Annotated in this window: 15 protein-coding genes; 11 read left to right on the top strand and 4 right to left on the bottom strand. The window is 73.2% G+C overall.

What is annotated here, in order from left to right:
* Positions 1-43: 43 nt before the first annotated feature.
* Positions 44-997, bottom strand: coding sequence for a helix-turn-helix transcriptional regulator (locus tag ACZ6J5_RS04265; RefSeq protein ID WP_469387486.1), 954 nt, complete (start codon positions 995-997; stop codon positions 44-46).
* Between the two features lie 100 nt (positions 998-1,097).
* Between ACZ6J5_RS04265 and ACZ6J5_RS04260 the strand changes: the two genes are divergently transcribed.
* From ACZ6J5_RS04260 to ACZ6J5_RS04240, 5 genes are all read left to right on the top strand, one after another.
* Complete coding sequence (locus ACZ6J5_RS04260; RefSeq protein WP_469387483.1) at positions 1,098-1,865, top strand: alpha/beta fold hydrolase; 768 nt, start codon at positions 1,098-1,100, stop codon at positions 1,863-1,865.
* A gap of 109 nt (positions 1,866-1,974) precedes the next feature.
* Positions 1,975-4,155 (top strand): acyl-CoA dehydrogenase, encoded by a 2,181-nt coding sequence (locus ACZ6J5_RS04255; protein WP_469387482.1) that lies wholly within the window; start codon positions 1,975-1,977, stop codon positions 4,153-4,155.
* Positions 4,074-5,444, top strand: a complete 1,371-nt coding sequence (locus ACZ6J5_RS04250) for a lipid-transfer protein (protein WP_469388642.1) — start codon at positions 4,074-4,076, stop codon at positions 5,442-5,444. Before ACZ6J5_RS04255 ends, ACZ6J5_RS04250 begins: the two co-directional genes overlap by 82 nt.
* 143 nt (positions 5,445-5,587) lie before the next feature.
* Entirely contained in the window at positions 5,588-7,030 is a 1,443-nt protein-coding gene (locus ACZ6J5_RS04245) for an MFS transporter (RefSeq protein WP_469387480.1), read from the top strand.
* Between the two features lie 38 nt (positions 7,031-7,068).
* Entirely contained in the window at positions 7,069-7,497 is a 429-nt protein-coding gene (locus tag ACZ6J5_RS04240; protein ID WP_469387478.1) for a hypothetical protein, read from the top strand.
* A 7-nt stretch (positions 7,498-7,504) separates the two neighbouring features.
* Here ACZ6J5_RS04240 and ACZ6J5_RS04235 read toward each other — a convergent pair whose 3' ends face one another.
* Positions 7,505-8,137, bottom strand: coding sequence for a response regulator (locus ACZ6J5_RS04235; protein ID WP_469388641.1), 633 nt, complete (start codon positions 8,135-8,137; stop codon positions 7,505-7,507).
* A 369-nt stretch (positions 8,138-8,506) separates the two neighbouring features.
* On the opposite strand from ACZ6J5_RS04235, the gene ACZ6J5_RS04230 reads away from it, so the two are divergent.
* From ACZ6J5_RS04230 to ACZ6J5_RS04205, 6 genes are all read left to right on the top strand, one after another.
* Positions 8,507-8,731, top strand: a complete 225-nt coding sequence (locus ACZ6J5_RS04230) for a hypothetical protein (protein ID WP_469387474.1) — start codon at positions 8,507-8,509, stop codon at positions 8,729-8,731.
* A gap of 59 nt (positions 8,732-8,790) precedes the next feature.
* Positions 8,791-9,081, top strand: a complete 291-nt coding sequence (locus tag ACZ6J5_RS04225) for a hypothetical protein (protein ID WP_469387472.1) — start codon at positions 8,791-8,793, stop codon at positions 9,079-9,081.
* Between the two features lie 128 nt (positions 9,082-9,209).
* Positions 9,210-10,424 carry a hypothetical protein gene (locus ACZ6J5_RS04220; RefSeq protein WP_469387470.1) on the top strand — a complete coding sequence of 405 codons (1,215 nt, stop codon included), beginning with the start codon at positions 9,210-9,212 and terminating at the stop codon, positions 10,422-10,424.
* A gap of 11 nt (positions 10,425-10,435) precedes the next feature.
* Positions 10,436-11,719 (top strand): hypothetical protein, encoded by a 1,284-nt coding sequence (locus ACZ6J5_RS04215; RefSeq protein WP_469387468.1) that lies wholly within the window; start codon positions 10,436-10,438, stop codon positions 11,717-11,719.
* 19 nt (positions 11,720-11,738) lie between these two features.
* A complete protein-coding gene (locus tag ACZ6J5_RS04210; protein WP_469387467.1) occupies positions 11,739-12,260 on the top strand; it encodes a hypothetical protein in 522 nt (173 codons plus the stop codon).
* Positions 12,245-13,891: a PTS transporter subunit EIIC gene (locus ACZ6J5_RS04205; protein ID WP_469387465.1), complete on the top strand. Its 1,647-nt coding sequence runs from the start codon at positions 12,245-12,247 to the stop codon at positions 13,889-13,891. The genes ACZ6J5_RS04210 and ACZ6J5_RS04205 overlap by 16 nt, the downstream gene beginning before the upstream one ends.
* Before the next feature lie 66 nt (positions 13,892-13,957).
* Here ACZ6J5_RS04205 and ACZ6J5_RS04200 read toward each other — a convergent pair whose 3' ends face one another.
* Positions 13,958-14,347, bottom strand: a complete 390-nt coding sequence (locus ACZ6J5_RS04200) for a hypothetical protein (protein WP_469387463.1) — start codon at positions 14,345-14,347, stop codon at positions 13,958-13,960.
* Positions 14,348-14,573: 226 nt separating this feature from the next.
* A partial coding sequence (locus ACZ6J5_RS04195; protein ID WP_469387461.1) for a hypothetical protein occupies positions 14,574-15,487 on the bottom strand: 914 nt, incomplete at its 5' end.

Genomic DNA, 15,487 nt, shown 5'->3' with positions numbered 1-15,487 from the left:
CTCGGCGTCGTGCGTCAGAGCGCTGTGACGTGGCCGATGGCATCTACCGCGACGGTCCTTCCGGTCGCCGCTGGGCGGCCGCGATGAGCCGGGCGGCCAGATCTTCGAGCGCCTGTCGTAGTTCGTCGGGCTGGTGGATGGTGAAGGGCCATTCCAGGGAGGCGAGCATGTGGGCCATGCCGTCCAGCTGCTCTGCCCGTGTGCGCATGAGAACGCCGGTGGGCTGGGCGGCGAGGGTCACCGCTGAGTGAGGCAGCCGGCGGGCGATCTCATCGAGGGGGCCGTGGATCGTCACCTCGATGTGCCAGCGGTAGGACCCCTGAGCGAGCGTCGAGGTCAGGTGGACGACGGGGTCGAAGCCGTCGGGTGCGGTGAAGCTGTCGGCTCGGGCAGTGACGGAGCTGATGCGGTCGATGCGGAAGGTGCGCAGGCTGTCGCGGAGGTGGTCGTGGCCGACGACGTACCAGCGGCCGGTGTGGAAGACCACGCCGTAGGGGTCGATGTCGCGTTCGGTGTGTGCCTGGCGCCAGGACTGGTGGCTGATGCCGACGGTCGTGCGGGCGCGGGACGCCTGGGCGAGTGCCAGCAGGACGCCGGTGCCGGGCGCCTGACCGGTCACGGCGTCGGCGGTGAAGGACAGGGTCTCCCGCATGGCCGCGAGCGGTTCGCGCAGGGCGTGCGGGAGCACCCGCTCGATCTTGGCCAAGGCGCCGGCACTGGCCGGCGCGGCAGTGCCCATGCCCAGACGCTCTGCCGCGCGCAGGCCGAGCACGACGGCGAGGGCCTCTTCGTTGGTGAGGACCAGAGGTGGCATCCGGTAGCCGCGAGCCAGTCGGTAGCCGCCGTGGCGGCCACGTTCGGCTTCCACGGGGATGCCCAGTTCCCGCAGGTGGGCGGTGTACCGGCGCACGGTTCGGACGTCGGTGTCCAGGCGGTCTGCCAGCTCCGCCCCGGTGAGTCGGGCGTTCGACTGGAGGAGTTCCAGCAGGGTCAGCACACGGGTGAGGGGATGCGACACGGATCACTCGACATTTCAGGGCGGATTCTGTCCTGTATCGACTTTACGCTCCCCGCGGCACCTACTTCTGGGAGATCACATGGCCACCTTCGTACTCGTACCCGGCGCCTGGCTCGGGGCGTGGGCCTGGGAAGACACCGCCCGCGCGCTGCGGGAGCGCGGTCACACGACGCTCCCGCTGACGCTTACCGGCCTGGCCGAGCACGCGGACCAGGGCGGACCGGAGACGGGCCTGGACGCGCACATCGCGGACATCACGGGACTCGTCGAGCTGAACGATCTGCGCGAGGTCACGCTGGTCGCCCACAGCTACGCGGCTGCTCCGGTGACCGGGGCGGCGGGACGTCTCGGTGACCGGCTGGAGCGTGTGGTCTATGTGGACAGCGCCCCGTTCGCCGCGGGCATGTGCATGCTTGACCTCATGCCACCGCAGGCGGCGGACCAGCTCCGCCGGCAGGTCGACGCGTCTGGCGACGGGTGGCGGCTGCCGATGCCGCCGTTCGAGGTCCTGGGCTTGTCCGGCAGCCTCGACGGACTCGACGAGGGCCGGCGGGACACTCTGCGCTCGCGTGCCACCCCTCAGCCGTTCGGCACCTACACCCAGCGCCTCGCCGGCCCGACCGAGCCCGGTCCCGGTGTCGACCGTGTCCTGGTCACCTGCCATGACTTCACGGGGCTGCTGGATGCCGGGGTGCCGATGCTGGACTACCTGAACCAGCCGCCGTGGCGGCGCTTCGACCTGCCCACCGGGCACTGGCCGATGCTGTCCGCCCCCGCCGAACTCGCCGACATCCTCGACCAGGCCGTCTCTGACCGCGTCGGCCAGGAGGCGCAGCCCGTCACGTGACGGGCAAGCACAGGTGCACGCGTTGCCCCCAAGGGTTCCGCGATCCGCCCGCGATCCGCCGCGTTTCTGACCTTCCGTCAGATTGAAACGTGTTCTAGTCTGCCGTGCCATGGGCATCGCCATCACGCACGAACAGCGGGAGCTCGCCCGATCCGTCCGGGGCTGGCTCACCCGCGCCGTACCGCCCGAGGACGTCCGCAAGCACCTCGACGCGCCCGGCGGCGCGACGGGCCGGCCCGGCTACTGGGACGGGGCCGCCGCGCAGGGGCTCCTCGGCATCCATCTGCCCGAGGAGTGCGAGGGCGGCGGCGGGGACCTCGTGGACCTCGCCGTGGTCCTGGAGGAGGCCGGCCGGGCGCTGCTGCCCGGCCCGTACCTCCCCACCGTCCTCGCCGCCGAGGTCCTGCACCGGGCCGGACGCGCCGAGGACGCCGGGGCGCTCGCGACGGGGGAGCGGGCCGGGGCCGTCGCGCTCGGACCCGGCGGCCTGACCGCCGCGCCCGCGCTCGCCGCCGACGGCTACGTCCTCGACGGCACCGCCCCGCCGGTCCTCGGCGGCGCGCAGGCCGACCTGCTGCTGCTGGCCGCGCGGGCCCCGCACGGGACCGTGTGGCTCGCGGTGGACGCCGGCACCCTCGCCGTACGGGCGCACGAGAGCGCCGACCCGACCCGGCCGACCGCCGAGGTCGCCGCCGACGGCGTCTTCGTGCCCGCGGACCGGGTCGTCGCGGTCGGGGACCCGGCGCTCGTCGCCGACCTCGCGGGCGTCCTCTTCGCCGCCGACGCCTGCGGCACCGCCGCCCGCGCCCTCGACATCGCCGCCGAACACGCCCGCACCCGCGTGCAGTTCGGCCGGCCCATCGGGCAGTTCCAGGGTGTCAAGCACCTCTGCGCCGACATGCTGGTCCGGCTGGAGCAGGCCCGCGCGCTCACCTGGGACGCCGCGCGGGCCGCCCGCGAGGACACCGTGGACGCGCGCTCGCTCACCGCCTCGCTCGCGGCGGGCGCCGCGCTCGACACCGCGTACGGGCTCGCCAAGGACTGCGTCCAGATCCTCGGCGGCATCGGCTTCACCTGGGAACACGACGCCCACCTCCACCTGCGCCGCGCGCTCGTCGCCCGGCAGCTCCTGGGCGGCGGCGACGGGCACCGGATCGCCGCCGTCCGCCGCGCCGCCGCCGGGACCCGGCGCGAACTGCGCGTCGAACTCCCGCCGGAGGCAGAGGCGTTCCGCGCCGAGGCCCGCGCGGCGCTCGCGCCCGCCGCCGGACTCGACCCGCGCGCCGCCCGCCGCGCCCTCGCCGGCACCGGCTACGCGGCGCCGCACCTCCCCGCCCCGTACGGGCTCGGCGCCGGGCCCGTACGCCAGCTCGCCGTCCAGCGCGAGATGGACGCGGCCGGGGTGCGGCTCAGCCCGCTGTCCATCGCCACCTGGGTGGTCCCCTCGCTCCTCGCGTACGGCACGCCCGAGCAGCAGGCCCGGCACCTCGGGCCCACGCTGCGCGGCGAACAGCAGTGGTGCCAGCTCTTCTCCGAACCCGAGGCGGGCTCCGACCTCGCCTCCCTCCGCACCCGCGCGGAACGCACCGAGGACGGGACGGGCTGGCGGATCACCGGCCAGAAGGTGTGGACGAGCGCCGCCCAGTGGGCCGACTACGGCATCCTCCTCGCCCGCACCGACCCCGACGCCCCCAAGCACAAGGGGCTCGGCTACTTCATCGTCGACATGAAGAACACCCCCGGCATCGACATCCGGCCGCTCAAGGAGATCACCGGGGAATCGCTCTTCAACGAGGTGTGGTTCGACGGCGCCGTGCTCCCCGCCGACGCCGTCGTCGGCGAGCCCGGCGACGGCTGGCGGGTCGCCCGCAACACCCTCGGCAACGAGCGCGTCCACATGGCCGACCAGGTCGCCTTCGACACCGGCCTCGAAGCGCTCATCGAGCGCGCGGGCGACGAGGACGGAGCCGTACGCGCCCGGATCGGCGCCCTCGTCGCCGAGGCGCACGCGCTCGCCTGCATCGGACTGCGCACCACCCTGCTCCAGGTCTCCGGCCTCGAACCGGGGCCCGGCGCCAGCGTCCGCAAGCTCGTCCAGACCGTCCACCAGCAGAAACTCGCGGAACTCACCCTCGAACTCCTCGGCCCCGAAGGCGCGCTGCGCGAGGGCCCGGGGGAGCGGGCGGTGCACGGGCTGCTGATGTCGCGCTGCCTGACGATCGCGGGCGGCACCACCCAGGTACAGCTGAACGTCGTCGCCGAGCGGCTGCTCGGCCTGCCGAGGGACTGACCGGGCGACCGGGCAGCCGAGCAACCGAGCGAACGAGCGACCGAGCGACCGAGGACGAGGGAGGGACTTCGATGAATGCGACGCGTAGGACGAATTCCACGAAGGCGTACATCGTCGGTGTGGGGATGACGAAGTTCGAGAAGCCGGAGACCCGGGACTGGCAGTACTGGGACATGGCGAAGGAGGCGGGGACGGCCGCGCTCGCCGACGCGGGCATCCCGTACGGGCTGGTCGAGCAGGTGCCCGTCGGCTACTGCTTCCAGGCCTCCACGGCCGGCCAGCGGGCCGTCTACGAACTGGGCCTGACCGGCGTCCCCGTCTACAACGTCAACAACAACTGCGCCACCGGCTCCTCCGCCCTGATGCTGGCGCGGCAGCTCGTGGAGGGCGGCGTCGCGGACTGCGTGCTGGCGCTGGGCTTCGAGAAGATGGCGCGCGGCGCGCTCGGCGGCGGCTCGGACGGCGGCGACTTCAAGACCTCGCCGGTCGCCCGCCACTACGGGATCATGGCCGCCGGGCACGGCTTCGAGATGTCCCCGCCCACCGCCCAGATCTTCGGCAACGCGGCCCGCGAGCACATGGACCGGTACGGCACCACCGAAGCGCAGCTCGCGGCGGTCGCCGCCAAGAACCACCGGCACTCGTCGCAGAACCCCAACGCGCAGTTCCAGGACGTGTACACGGTCGAGGAGATCCTGGCTGCCAAGACCATCCACCGCCCGCTGACCAAGCTCCAGTGCTCGCCGACCTCGGACGGCGCGGCGGCGGCGGTCGTCGTCTCCGAGCGCTTCGTCGCCGAGCACGGGCTGCGGGACCGGGCGGTGGAGATCGCCGCGCAGGCCATGACCACCGACACCGAGGAGTCCTTCGCCTCCGGGAGCTGCATCGACGTGGTCGGCCGCCCGATGTCGCGGGCGGCGGCGCGCGAGGTCTACGAGCTGTCGGGGCTCGGCATCGAGGACGTGGACGTGATCGAGCTCCACGACTGCTTCTCCATCAACGAGCTGCTGACCTACGAGGCGCTCGGCATGTGCGAGGAGGGCGCCTCGGGCAAACTCGTCGAGTCGGGCGCGACGACGTACGGCGGGCGGTGGGTGGTCAACCCGTCCGGCGGCCTGATCTCCAAGGGCCACCCCCTGGGCGCGACGGGCCTCGCCCAGGCCGCCGAGCTGGTCTGGCAACTGCGCGGCGAGGCGGGCGGCCGACAGGTGCCGGGGGCGGACGTGGGGCTCGCGCACAACATCGGGCTGGGCGGGGCGGCGGTGGTGACGCTGCTGCGGCGGGGGTAAGGGGGGGCGCACAGGCGGGGCGGACAGGCGGGGGCTCCGGCCGGTGTACGTCTCGGAAAACGTCCCGGCGTTAGTCTCAGCATTCGTCTCGGCATACGTGGCGATGTAAGGGGCGATGTACGGGGCGGGGCCGGTCTGCGACCATGACCGTCATGCCGCGAACCGACACGAGTAACGCCACGCCCTCCTCCATATCGGACCCCGGTCCGGACGCCCGCCTCTGGCTGGTGGTCCTGCTCGCCTGCGCCGGTCAGTTCCTGGTGGTGCTGGACGTGTCGGTGGTGAACGTCGCGCTGCCGTCGATGCGGACCGACCTGGGCCTGACGGCCGCGGGCCTGCAATGGGTGATCAACGCGTACGCGATCGCCTTCGCGGGCTTCATGCTGCTGGGCGGCCGGGCGGCGGACCTGTTCGGCCGCAAGCGGATGTTCGTGGCGGGCCTCGCGCTCTTCACGCTGGCGTCGGTGGCGGGCGGGCTGGCCCAGGAGGGCTGGCAGCTGCTCGCCGCACGCGCGGTGCAGGGCCTCGGCGCGGCGATCCTGTCCCCCTCCACGCTCACCCTGCTCACCGCCGCCGTCCCGGCGGGCCCGGCGCGCACCCGCGCGGTCGGCACCTGGACGGCGGTCGGGGCGGCGGGCGGCGCGGCCGGCGGCTTCGTGGGCGGCCTCCTGGTGGACCTGCTCTCCTGGCGCTGGGTCCTCCTCATCAACGTGCCGATCGGCGCGCTGGTCCTGGTCGGCGCGTGGCTGTGGCTGGCCGAGAGCCGGGTACCGGGCGGGCGGAGGCTGGACCTGCCGGGCGCGGTGCTGGTGACGGGCGGTCTCGCGACCCTCGCGTACGGGATCGTGCAGACGGAGGAGGCGGGCTGGGGCGCCCCCTCGACGCTCGCCCCGCTGGCGGCGGGCGCGCTGCTGCTGGGCGCCTTCGTGTTCTGGGAGACGCGGGCGGCGGCCCCGCTGATGCCGCTGCGGGTCTTCCGGACGCGGGCGGTGTCGGCGGCCAACGCGTCGATGGCGCTGTGCGCGTCGACGACCTTCGGCTCGTGGTTCTTCATGACGGTGTACGCCCAGAACGTCCTCGGCTACACCCCGCTCCAGGCGGGCCTCGCCCTGGTCCCGAGCTCCGTCAGCGTCATCGCGGGCTCCAAGCTCGCCCCCCGCCTGCTGCCCCGCTTCGGCCCGCGCGCGGTCGCGGTCGCGGGCATCCTGATCGCCGCGGGCGGCTTCGCCTGGCAGTCGACGATGACGCCGGACGGCACGTACGTCACGTCGATCCTGATCCCGGGCGTCCTCATCATGTTCGGCATCGGCGTCGGCTCCACCCCGCTCGCGGTCCTCGCCACGACGGGCGCCCCGCCCGCCGACGCGGGCCTGGCCTCGGGCCTCATCAACACCTCCCGCACCATGGGCGGCGCGCTGGGCCTCTCGATCCTCTCCACGGTCGCGGCCGCCTGGACCACGGACACCCCGACCGCCACGACCCTGACCGAGGGCTACGCGGCGGCCTTCCGGGTAGCGGCGTGCGTCCTCCTGGCGACGTCGGTCCTCATGGCGGCGTGGCTGCCGGGGCGGGAGCGGGAGAAGTGAGGGCGATGAGCGTGGCGAGGTGGGGGAGACGGGCGCGCGTGCTTCCGGTGACGGCCGCTCTGCTGGCGGCGACCTCCTGCCACTTCTGGGAGCAGGAGACGACGACGATCACGCGGGACGACCTGGTGGGAACGTGGGCGGGCGACTCCGGCGGCCGGGTGACCTTCGCCGCCGACCACACCTTCCGGTTCGAGTCGGTCGGCCTGGACTCGTACACGTACCCGTCCTGCCCTGACGGCGACTCCACCGGGAGCTGGGTGTTCTTCGTCGACCGCGGCGGCTCGGAGGGCGGGGACGAGACCGCTGCCTCGGGCGACTCGCTCGGCCTCACCTTCCAGGGGCAGGAGTTCGGGGCGTGCGAGCTCACCGTCAACGTCATCGAGGCCGGCGGCACCCTGTGCGTGAGCGACGACCCGGACTTCGTGTGCACGATGGACGAGCGCTACGCGCGGGAGCGGAAGGGCTGACGCGCGGCTACAGCCAGCCCTGCTGGCGGGCCTCGCGGACCGCTTCCATGCGGTTGCGGGTGCCCGTCTTGCCGATCGCGGAGGAGAGGTAGTTCCGGACCGTCGACTCCGACAGGTGCAGGGCCTCGGCGATGTCCGCGATCGTCGCCCCGTCCACCGACGCCCCGAGCGCGTCCCGCTCGCGGGCGGTCAGGGGATTGGGGCCCGCGCTGAGCGCCGCGGCGGCGAGGGCGGGATCGATGACGGTCTCCCCCCGGAGTACCTTCCGGACCGCCTCCGCCAGCTCCTCCACCGGCCCGTCCTTCACCAGGAAGCCGGCCGCCCCCGCCTCCATCGCCCGCCGCAGATACCCCGGCCGCCCGAACGTCGTCAGGATCAGCACCCGGCAGTCCGGCACCTCGTCCCGCAGGTCACCCGCCGCGTCCAGCCCCGAACGCCCCGGCAGCTCGATGTCCAGCAGCGCCACCTCGGGCCGCGCGAGCAGCGCCGCGTCCACGATCTCGTCCCCGCGCCCCACCTGCGCGACGACCTCGATGTCGGGCTCCAGCCCCAGCAGCAGCGCGAGCGCCCCGCGCATCATGCCCTGGTCCTCGGCGAGGAGGACCCGGATGCTCTTGGCCGGGCGGTGGTCCTGCGGCATCTCGTTCACGGGGAACAGCGTAGGCCGCCGGGTGTGTCGACTTGGCCCGTTGAAGTTCGGACACCCTGCTTGTCCCGGCTGGGGAGGGTTACCTGGTCTCCACCCACCTGTCTGTGACCGTATGGAAGGGGTCTCCGCACCAGAGGTCGGAGTACGTCCCCGGGCCTGGCCTCGTCCAGGGGCCGGTGGCGAACAGGCCGTAGTCCGTGGCGAGGCAGGTAGCCCTCACCCGGAACTCGCCGGTCCCGCTGTCGCACCAGGCCCAGGCGTGAAGGTAGAGCCCGATGTCCCTGTCGTCCGCCACGCGGCCCGGGGCAGAACGCCGGGAGGGCCGGTGTCCCGGTCCCCGGCGGGCTCGTTGGGCAGGCCGTGAAGCACACCCAGCGCGTCCTCGCCGCCCTCGCCCTCGCCGGGGCCGCCCTCTCCCTGACCGGCACCGCCCACGCCGACCCGACCGGACTCGTCGGCCGAGGCGACACTCCCGACGTCACCGCCGAGGGCGTCGGCGGCGACGTCAACAAGGGCGTCGGCGAACTCGTCCTCAGCCGGCCGCTCGTCGCCGTGGAGGGGGTCAACACCGGGCACATCATCTGACCCGGGCCCCCACCCGGCGCGGCGCGCAACCCCCCTCCTCGCCCGCTCGTTGGCAGCCCATGAACGCACTCCGCACCTCCCGGCGCGCCCTCGCCGCCGCCCTCCTCCTCGCCACCGGTGCCGCCCTCGGCGCGGGCGCGGGAGCCGCCCAGGCCGCGCCGCTCGACCTGCCCGGCGGCGGACTCGCCGGGATCCTCGGCACCGGCGGCGAGCACGCCGAGCACGCCGGACAGGCCGATCACGCCGAGCACGCCGGACACACCCATCACGCCGGGCGGCCCGGCCCCAGTGGTGACAGCCAGAGCGCCGTCATCGGCGGCAACACCTCCGAGCAGAGCATCGGGAGCTGACGCCGGGGAGGGGCAGAGGGGAGGGGGCAGGGGGATGGGGGATGGGGGCCGGGGGGGAGGGGGGAGGGGGCGACGAGTCTCCCCGTAAACCACTCGCCCCGCCCCACCCTCCCGGGCATCATCACCCGGTGCAACTGCCCACGCTCCTGGCCGCCGTCGAGCGCGGCGACGATCTCACCGTCACCGAGTTCCTCGACGGCCACGCCCCCGTCGGCCCCGCCGTCGCCGCCACCCTGTTCTGGGCCGCCCTGCGGGCCGGCCGCGACGAGCTCGTCGCGGCGCTCACGGGCCGGGTCGACCTGGACCGGCCCGGGCCCGACGGGCTCGACCCGGTGACCTGGGCGGCGGCCCACGGCAGGGCCGCCGAGCTCCAGGCCATGCTGCCCTCGGAGCCCCGGGCGTCCGAGCTCCAGGCCATGCCGCCCTCGGAGCCCCGGGCGTCCGCGCTCGGCGGCGGCCCGCACCGGCGGGCCCTCCGCGCCGCCCGGGACGCCCTCGACGCCGGGGCCCTGCCCCCGCCCGCCCACCGGGCGATCGTCACCGACATGGAGGCCGCGCTCGGCATCCACCGCCCGGCCGACGAACTCCTCGCCCGCGCCCTGGTCTCCGGCGACCCCGAGCACGCCGACTGGTTCTCCTCGTCCTTCCGGCTGGGCCTGCGCTTCGACCGGGAGACCTTCGTCTGGGCCCGCGACCTCGCCCGCGACGGGGCCTCCCGCCTCCACCGGCTCTTCGGGATCGCCACCCTGGGCGGTCTGGGCCTCCCGCCCCAGATCTCCGTCGAGGACGTCGAGGCGCCGTTCGCCGACGAGGCCGCCGGCTTCCTGCGCCCGCTGCTGGACACCGAGGACGACCCGTACACCCTCCGGGCCGTGATGCACGCCTTCGGCCTGCACTGCCGGCCGGGCCAGACGCGGGCCTTCCTCCGGCACGCCCGCCATCCCGACGCGGGGGTCCGGCGCTGCGTGGGCGCGGCGCTGCCCCCGCACCCCGAGGACCCCGCCGCCGACCCCGAGGTCCTCGACGCCCTCGTCCGCCTCGCCGGGGACCCCGTACCCGAGGTGCGGGTGCCCGTGCTGCAACGGCTGGCCTGGCTCCGCGCCGACACCCCCGGGCTGCGCGCCGCGCTGGCGGAGCAGCTCGGGCACCCGGACCTGGCGGGGCGGATCGCCGCCGCGTCCGGGCTCGCGCTGCGCGGCGACGCGCGCGGACGGGCCCTGCTCGAAGCGATCGCCGCCGACCCCGGCCACCGAAGGACCCTCGGTCCGGGCGGCCTCGGCGAGCTCCACCACGTCCTGCGCTCCGCGCCGGGCGCCGTCCGGGGCGCGTCCGGGCCCGCCTAGGATCTCTGGCCATGCTTCAGAAACCACGTACCCGCTTCGGCGTGCTCGGGGCCGCTCTCCTCGCCCTCGCCTCCTCCCTCGTCGCCGCCGCGCCCGCCCAGGCGGCCATGCCGTTCGCGGCGGTGGACGCCGCCACCGTCGAGAGCTTCCAGCTCCGTCCCGGCACCACCTTCACCGACAACGCCGCCGCCATCGAGGCCGTCGAGACCCAGGGCGCCGTCACCGTCCGGAACGCCACCCAGGTGCTCACCTCGGGCGGGCGTACCGGCCGGCCGGGCCTCTGCCACACCACCGGCCTCGCCGCCTCCCTCAGCCCCTCGGGCTTCTGCTGGGACAAGGCCGACGACACCTCCAACTCGTACACCGACGCGGGCGGCTGGACCCCGCAGGGCCTCACCGGGTCGTACGACGCCCAGCCCGGCGGGCTGTGGGAGGGCCGCCCGGCCTTCCTCGCCTCCTGGCACTTCAGCCGGGGGATGCAGACCGGCGGCGCCAAGGTCGCCAACGAGTTCAGCCGCCTCAGCCTCGTCAACGCCGAGGGCGGCCAGATCCGCTACAACCACCTGCTGCTGGTCCGCCCCACCGTCGACGCCGAGGGCAAGGGGAGCTTCACCGGCGTCTCCAGCCACAGCGACGGCGTCGTCTGGTACGGCGACAAGGTCTTCGTCGCCAACGGGCGCTGGCTCCAGGTCTACGACCTGCGGCACATCTGGAAGGTCAACTCCAGCACCGAGGCCGTCGGCGTCTCCGGCACCACCTCGTCCGCCCGCTGGAGCTCCTACGCGCTGCCGATGATCGGCCAGTACGTCACCACCGCCGACGGCGGCGCCTGCTCCACCGCCACCGGCGACCGGCCCTGCCTCAACTCCCTGAGCCTGGACCGCACCGGCGAACCCGGGCTCGTCTCCGCCGAGTACAAGCCGGGCGCCGCGGGCGGCCGGGTGGTCCGCTGGGCCCTCGACCCGGCCACCGGAATCCCGGCGGGACACGCCACCGCCGCCTATACGTCGCCGATCTGGGCCATGCAGGGCGCCGCGACCGACGGCACCGACTGGTACCTCGCGGGCGACTGCCCCAGCGGCGTCGGCGGCGGCTCGGGCGACCCGTCGGGCGCCCCGTACTCCTGCATCCACAAGGCGGCCCCGAACACCGCCCCGCACGTCCTGACCACCGCGCCCGTCTACACCCAGAACCTCGGCTACGACCCGGCGCAGGGCCGGATCTGGGGGCTCAACGAGCGGATCAACTCCACGGTCGGCGTCCGGGTCGTCTTCTCCGTGAACCGGGCGGCCTGACCGTGCGGGAGGGTGTCCGATGCGTCCCCGTGGTCGCGATCGACACCCTCCACGCCGGGGCGTCGGCACGCTCGGCGGCCTGCTGGCCGCGTTCACCCTTCCGAAGGTCCGGGCCCGGCTCGACGCGGGCCGCACCATGACGGTCGGCCTGCTGCTCGCGGGCGTCTCCACGGCGGCCTTCCCGGCGGCCGGGGCCCAGGGCGGGGCCGCCTCCGCGCTCCCGGTCGCCCCGCTCGTCCTCGGCCAGTTCGGCATGACGTGGGGCGCGGTGGCCTTCACCATCGCGCAGGTGAGCGTGCGTCAGCGGGCGTGCCCACCGCACCTGCCGGCCCGGATGACCGCCTCGGGCGACGTCGGCACCGGGACCGGCACCGGCGGCGGTCTCGCTTCTCGGGACCAACGGCTCCGCATTCCGGGGCCTTTGGGACCTGCCGGACGCGGTATGGCGATGAATCATGAGTGGACGTCAGTCACCCGTAGTCGTGTGACGGACCGATTCCTGCTCGGCCATATCCGTTTCACCATATGCAAGGACGCATAGTGAGCACATCCGCACGGGAAACCGAGGAACAAGCAGAAACAATCCTCCGCTTGATGGGCGGACCCCGGAACGTCGAGAGTCTGACGCACTGTGCGACGCGGCTCCGGTTCCAGCTCCGTGACGGCTCCAAGGTCGACAAGGCCGCCCTCGACGCCCTCGACGGCGTCATGGGCACCGTCCCGCAGTCCGGCGACCGCTTCCAGATCGTCATCGGCGGCGCCGTCGGGCGCGTCCACTCCGCCATCATGAACCTGCCCTCCATGGAGGGCGGTTCGTCGGAGGGGGCGCGGGGCCGATCGTCCGGCGAGGCGTCCGGCGGGCAGTCCGACGCGGAGGTCAAGGCCGCCGTCCGGGCGAAGGGGCGCGGCCGTTACGCCCTGGTCGACAACTTCTTCGAGTATCTCTCCGACTCGTTCCGGCCCCTCATGGGCGTGTTGCTGGGCGCCTCGCTGATCATCGCCGGAACCGCCGTCCTGGAAGCCTTCGGCGTCATCGACACCCGGGCCGCCGACAAGTCCGCCACCTGGGTGTTCGTCGACGCGATGTGGCGCTCGGTGCTGTTCTTCCTCCCCATCATGGTGGCCTACAACGCGGCCAAGAAGCTGCGGATCGACCCCTGGGTCGGCACCGCCGTGATGGCCGCGGTCATGACCCCGAACTTCACCAGCATGCTCGGCGCCGAGGGCAAGGTCCCCGGCGTCACCTGCACCACCAACGCGACGCTCGGCGCCCAGCAGTGCGTGGCGCACGTCTTCGGCCTGCCGATGCAACTCAACGACTACGGCGGCCAGGTCTTCGTACCGCTGCTCATGGTCGCCGTGCTGGCCCTGGTCTACCGGGGGCTCCAGCGGGTCTTCCCGGAGAACGTCCACATGGTGTTCGTGCCGTTCTTCAGCATGCTCATCATGATCCCGGCGACCGCCTTCCTCATCGGCCCGATGGGCGTCTGGGCCGGCAACGGCCTCGGCGAGGGCCTGTCCTGGCTGAACGAGAACGCCCCGATGGTCTTCGCGGTCATCATTCCGCTGCTGTACCCGTTCCTGGTGCCGCTGGGCCTGCACTGGCCGCTGAACGCCCTCATGCTCCAGAACATCAACGTCCTGGGCTACGACTTCATCCAGGGCCCCATGGGCGCGTGGAACTTCGCCTGCTTCGGCGCCACCGCCGGCGTGCTGCTGCTCTCGCTGCGCCACCGCGAGAAGGAGATGCGCCAGACGGCCTCCGGAGCGCTGGCCGCCGGCCTGTTCGGCGGCATCTCGGAGCCCTCGCTGTACGGCATCCACCTGCGCTTCAAGCGGATCTACCCGCGCATGGTCGTCGGCTGCCTGGTGGGCGGCGTGATCGTGGGCACCCTCGGCGGTGTCGACGCCAACGCCTTCGCCTTCACCTCCCTGCTCACCATCCCGGTGTTCTCCCCGGCGGCGACCTACGCCATCGCCATCGCCGCCGCCTTCCTCACCTCGATGACGCTGGTGTACTTCTCCGACTACCGCACGCCGGAACAGCGGGCCGAGATGAACGCCCTGCGGGACGCGGAGGAGCGGGACGCGAAGGCGGCTCGGGGCGGCGAGGTGGCCCGGGACGACGAGGTTGCGCGGGACGGTCTTACGGCCGCCTCGGGAGGCCGCTGATCCGCTGATCCGCCAGGTGTATTGATCACCCGCGTGAACAACGCCCGTGATCAATACACCTGGCGGTCAGGCGTCGGGGTCGACGGCGGGGTGCGTGAACCGCACGGGCTTGCCCAGTGACCGGGCGTAGGTGATCTCGGATCGGGTGCTGTCCCCGATGTAGTCGCCGACCACGAGCACCTCGTCCGCGAGCCGGATCTTCGCCCGGTGCAAGGCGTCGAGCCGGACCTTCAGCGCCGTGGCCTCGACCGGGTCGGACCAGAGCGCGTGGGGCGACTTCATGTCGATGCCCGGCTTGACGACGATCTTCCCGGCGTGGGTCTCCCGCACATCGGCCTCGGCCATCTGGATCATGAAGCGGGTGGAACCGCAGATCACGACGATACGCGGGAGGCCCAGCCGCCCCTTCGCGTCGGCGAGCTTCTCTTCGGGGGTGAGCCGCTGCGGGTGTGACACGGGTTCCTCCTGGTGGTGTGCTCCAAGGGCTGCTTGCGGAATTGAGAACGAGCACCCCTCGGCTTGGACGCCCCGGACGCCGACAGGGCCACTCGACGTGCCGGGTCATGCGGCTGCGCATTCGCCGCGGCCTCTGCGAGGCGGGCTGGAGGGGGCGGGCCGGCACTGATGCGGTGTTGCCCGTGTAGGGGCCGGCACAAGCCGGCCCCTACACGGGTTCGGGGTGTTAGTTCCAGCTGCCGGTGATGGCGAGGTGGGTGGGGTTGGTGGGGGCGCCGGGTGGTGTGTCGGCGGGTTCCCAGGTGCCGTTGGTGTGGCGGACGGTGTGTTTGATGGTGCCGCTGGTGATGGTGGTGGTGTGGAACTCGTCGTCGGCGGACGCGGCGCTGATGCTGTGGATCTCGCCGGTGCCGAGGACCGGGGTGAGATCGCCGAACTTGCCCCAGGTGCCGTTCTTCCCGGAGCGGATCACGTGCTTGATTTCGCCGTTGGGTTCGGCCAGGACGGCCTGGATGTCGTTTCCGGTGCCGGCGAAGGCCATGCCGCTGATCTTGGCGGGGGCTCCGGTGAGTTTGGTGATGTCGCCCCACTTGCCCCAGGTGCCGTTGGCGTTGCGGATGGTGTGCAGGGCTCGGCCGTTGTCCACGACGACGCCGACGTGGGTGATGGCGCCGACGTGGGTGGTGGTGATCTGGGTGGGCTTGCCGGGCATGGTGCCGACGGCGGAGGTGACGTCGCCCCACTTGCTCCACTTGCCGGCCGAGTCCCGGGCGGCGTGGTAGACACGCCCGTCGGTGACGGCGACGAGGGCGAGGCCCCTGCCGGTCGAGGTGGCGGAGATCTTCCGGATCCCGGCGAGGGCTCCGAGCTCGCTGGTCAGCGGCTTGAACTTGACCCAGGTGCCGCTGGGGTTGCGGGTGGCCTGGTAGACGATGCCGTCGCCGCCGAGGGCGAGGACGTGGTTGGTGCCGGAGATCGCGGCGTCGGCGGCGAGCTGGATGTCGCCGATGGTCCCGGCGGCCTTCTGGACGTCGCCGAAGACCGACCAGTCCCAGTTGCTGTCGCGGGCCGTGTGGTAGAGGTTCTTGTCGGCGGTGGTGACCATCTGCACCCGCCACGGCGTGAGCGTCGAGGCCGTGG

This window comes from Streptomyces sp. NPDC042100, assembly GCF_055582325.1.
Note: the sequence above shows the minus strand (reverse complement) of the source record. Positions and strands in the feature narration are given on the sequence as shown.

Coding starts and splice junctions, on each gene's coding strand:
- ACZ6J5_RS04235 (WP_469388641.1), bottom strand. CDS start 8,137: ATGCCGCAGGACCACCGCCCGGCCAAGAGCATCCGGGTCCTCCTCGCC.
- ACZ6J5_RS04215 (WP_469387468.1), top strand. CDS start 10,436: ATGCTTCAGAAACCACGTACCCGCTTCGGCGTGCTCGGGGCCGCTCTC.
- ACZ6J5_RS04255 (WP_469387482.1), top strand. CDS start 1,975: ATGGGCATCGCCATCACGCACGAACAGCGGGAGCTCGCCCGATCCGTC.
- ACZ6J5_RS04205 (WP_469387465.1), top strand. CDS start 12,245: ATGCAAGGACGCATAGTGAGCACATCCGCACGGGAAACCGAGGAACAA.
- ACZ6J5_RS04225 (WP_469387472.1), top strand. CDS start 8,791: ATGAACGCACTCCGCACCTCCCGGCGCGCCCTCGCCGCCGCCCTCCTC.
- ACZ6J5_RS04245 (WP_469387480.1), top strand. CDS start 5,588: ATGACCGTCATGCCGCGAACCGACACGAGTAACGCCACGCCCTCCTCC.
- ACZ6J5_RS04260 (WP_469387483.1), top strand. CDS start 1,098: ATGGCCACCTTCGTACTCGTACCCGGCGCCTGGCTCGGGGCGTGGGCC.
- ACZ6J5_RS04210 (WP_469387467.1), top strand. CDS start 11,739: ATGCGTCCCCGTGGTCGCGATCGACACCCTCCACGCCGGGGCGTCGGC.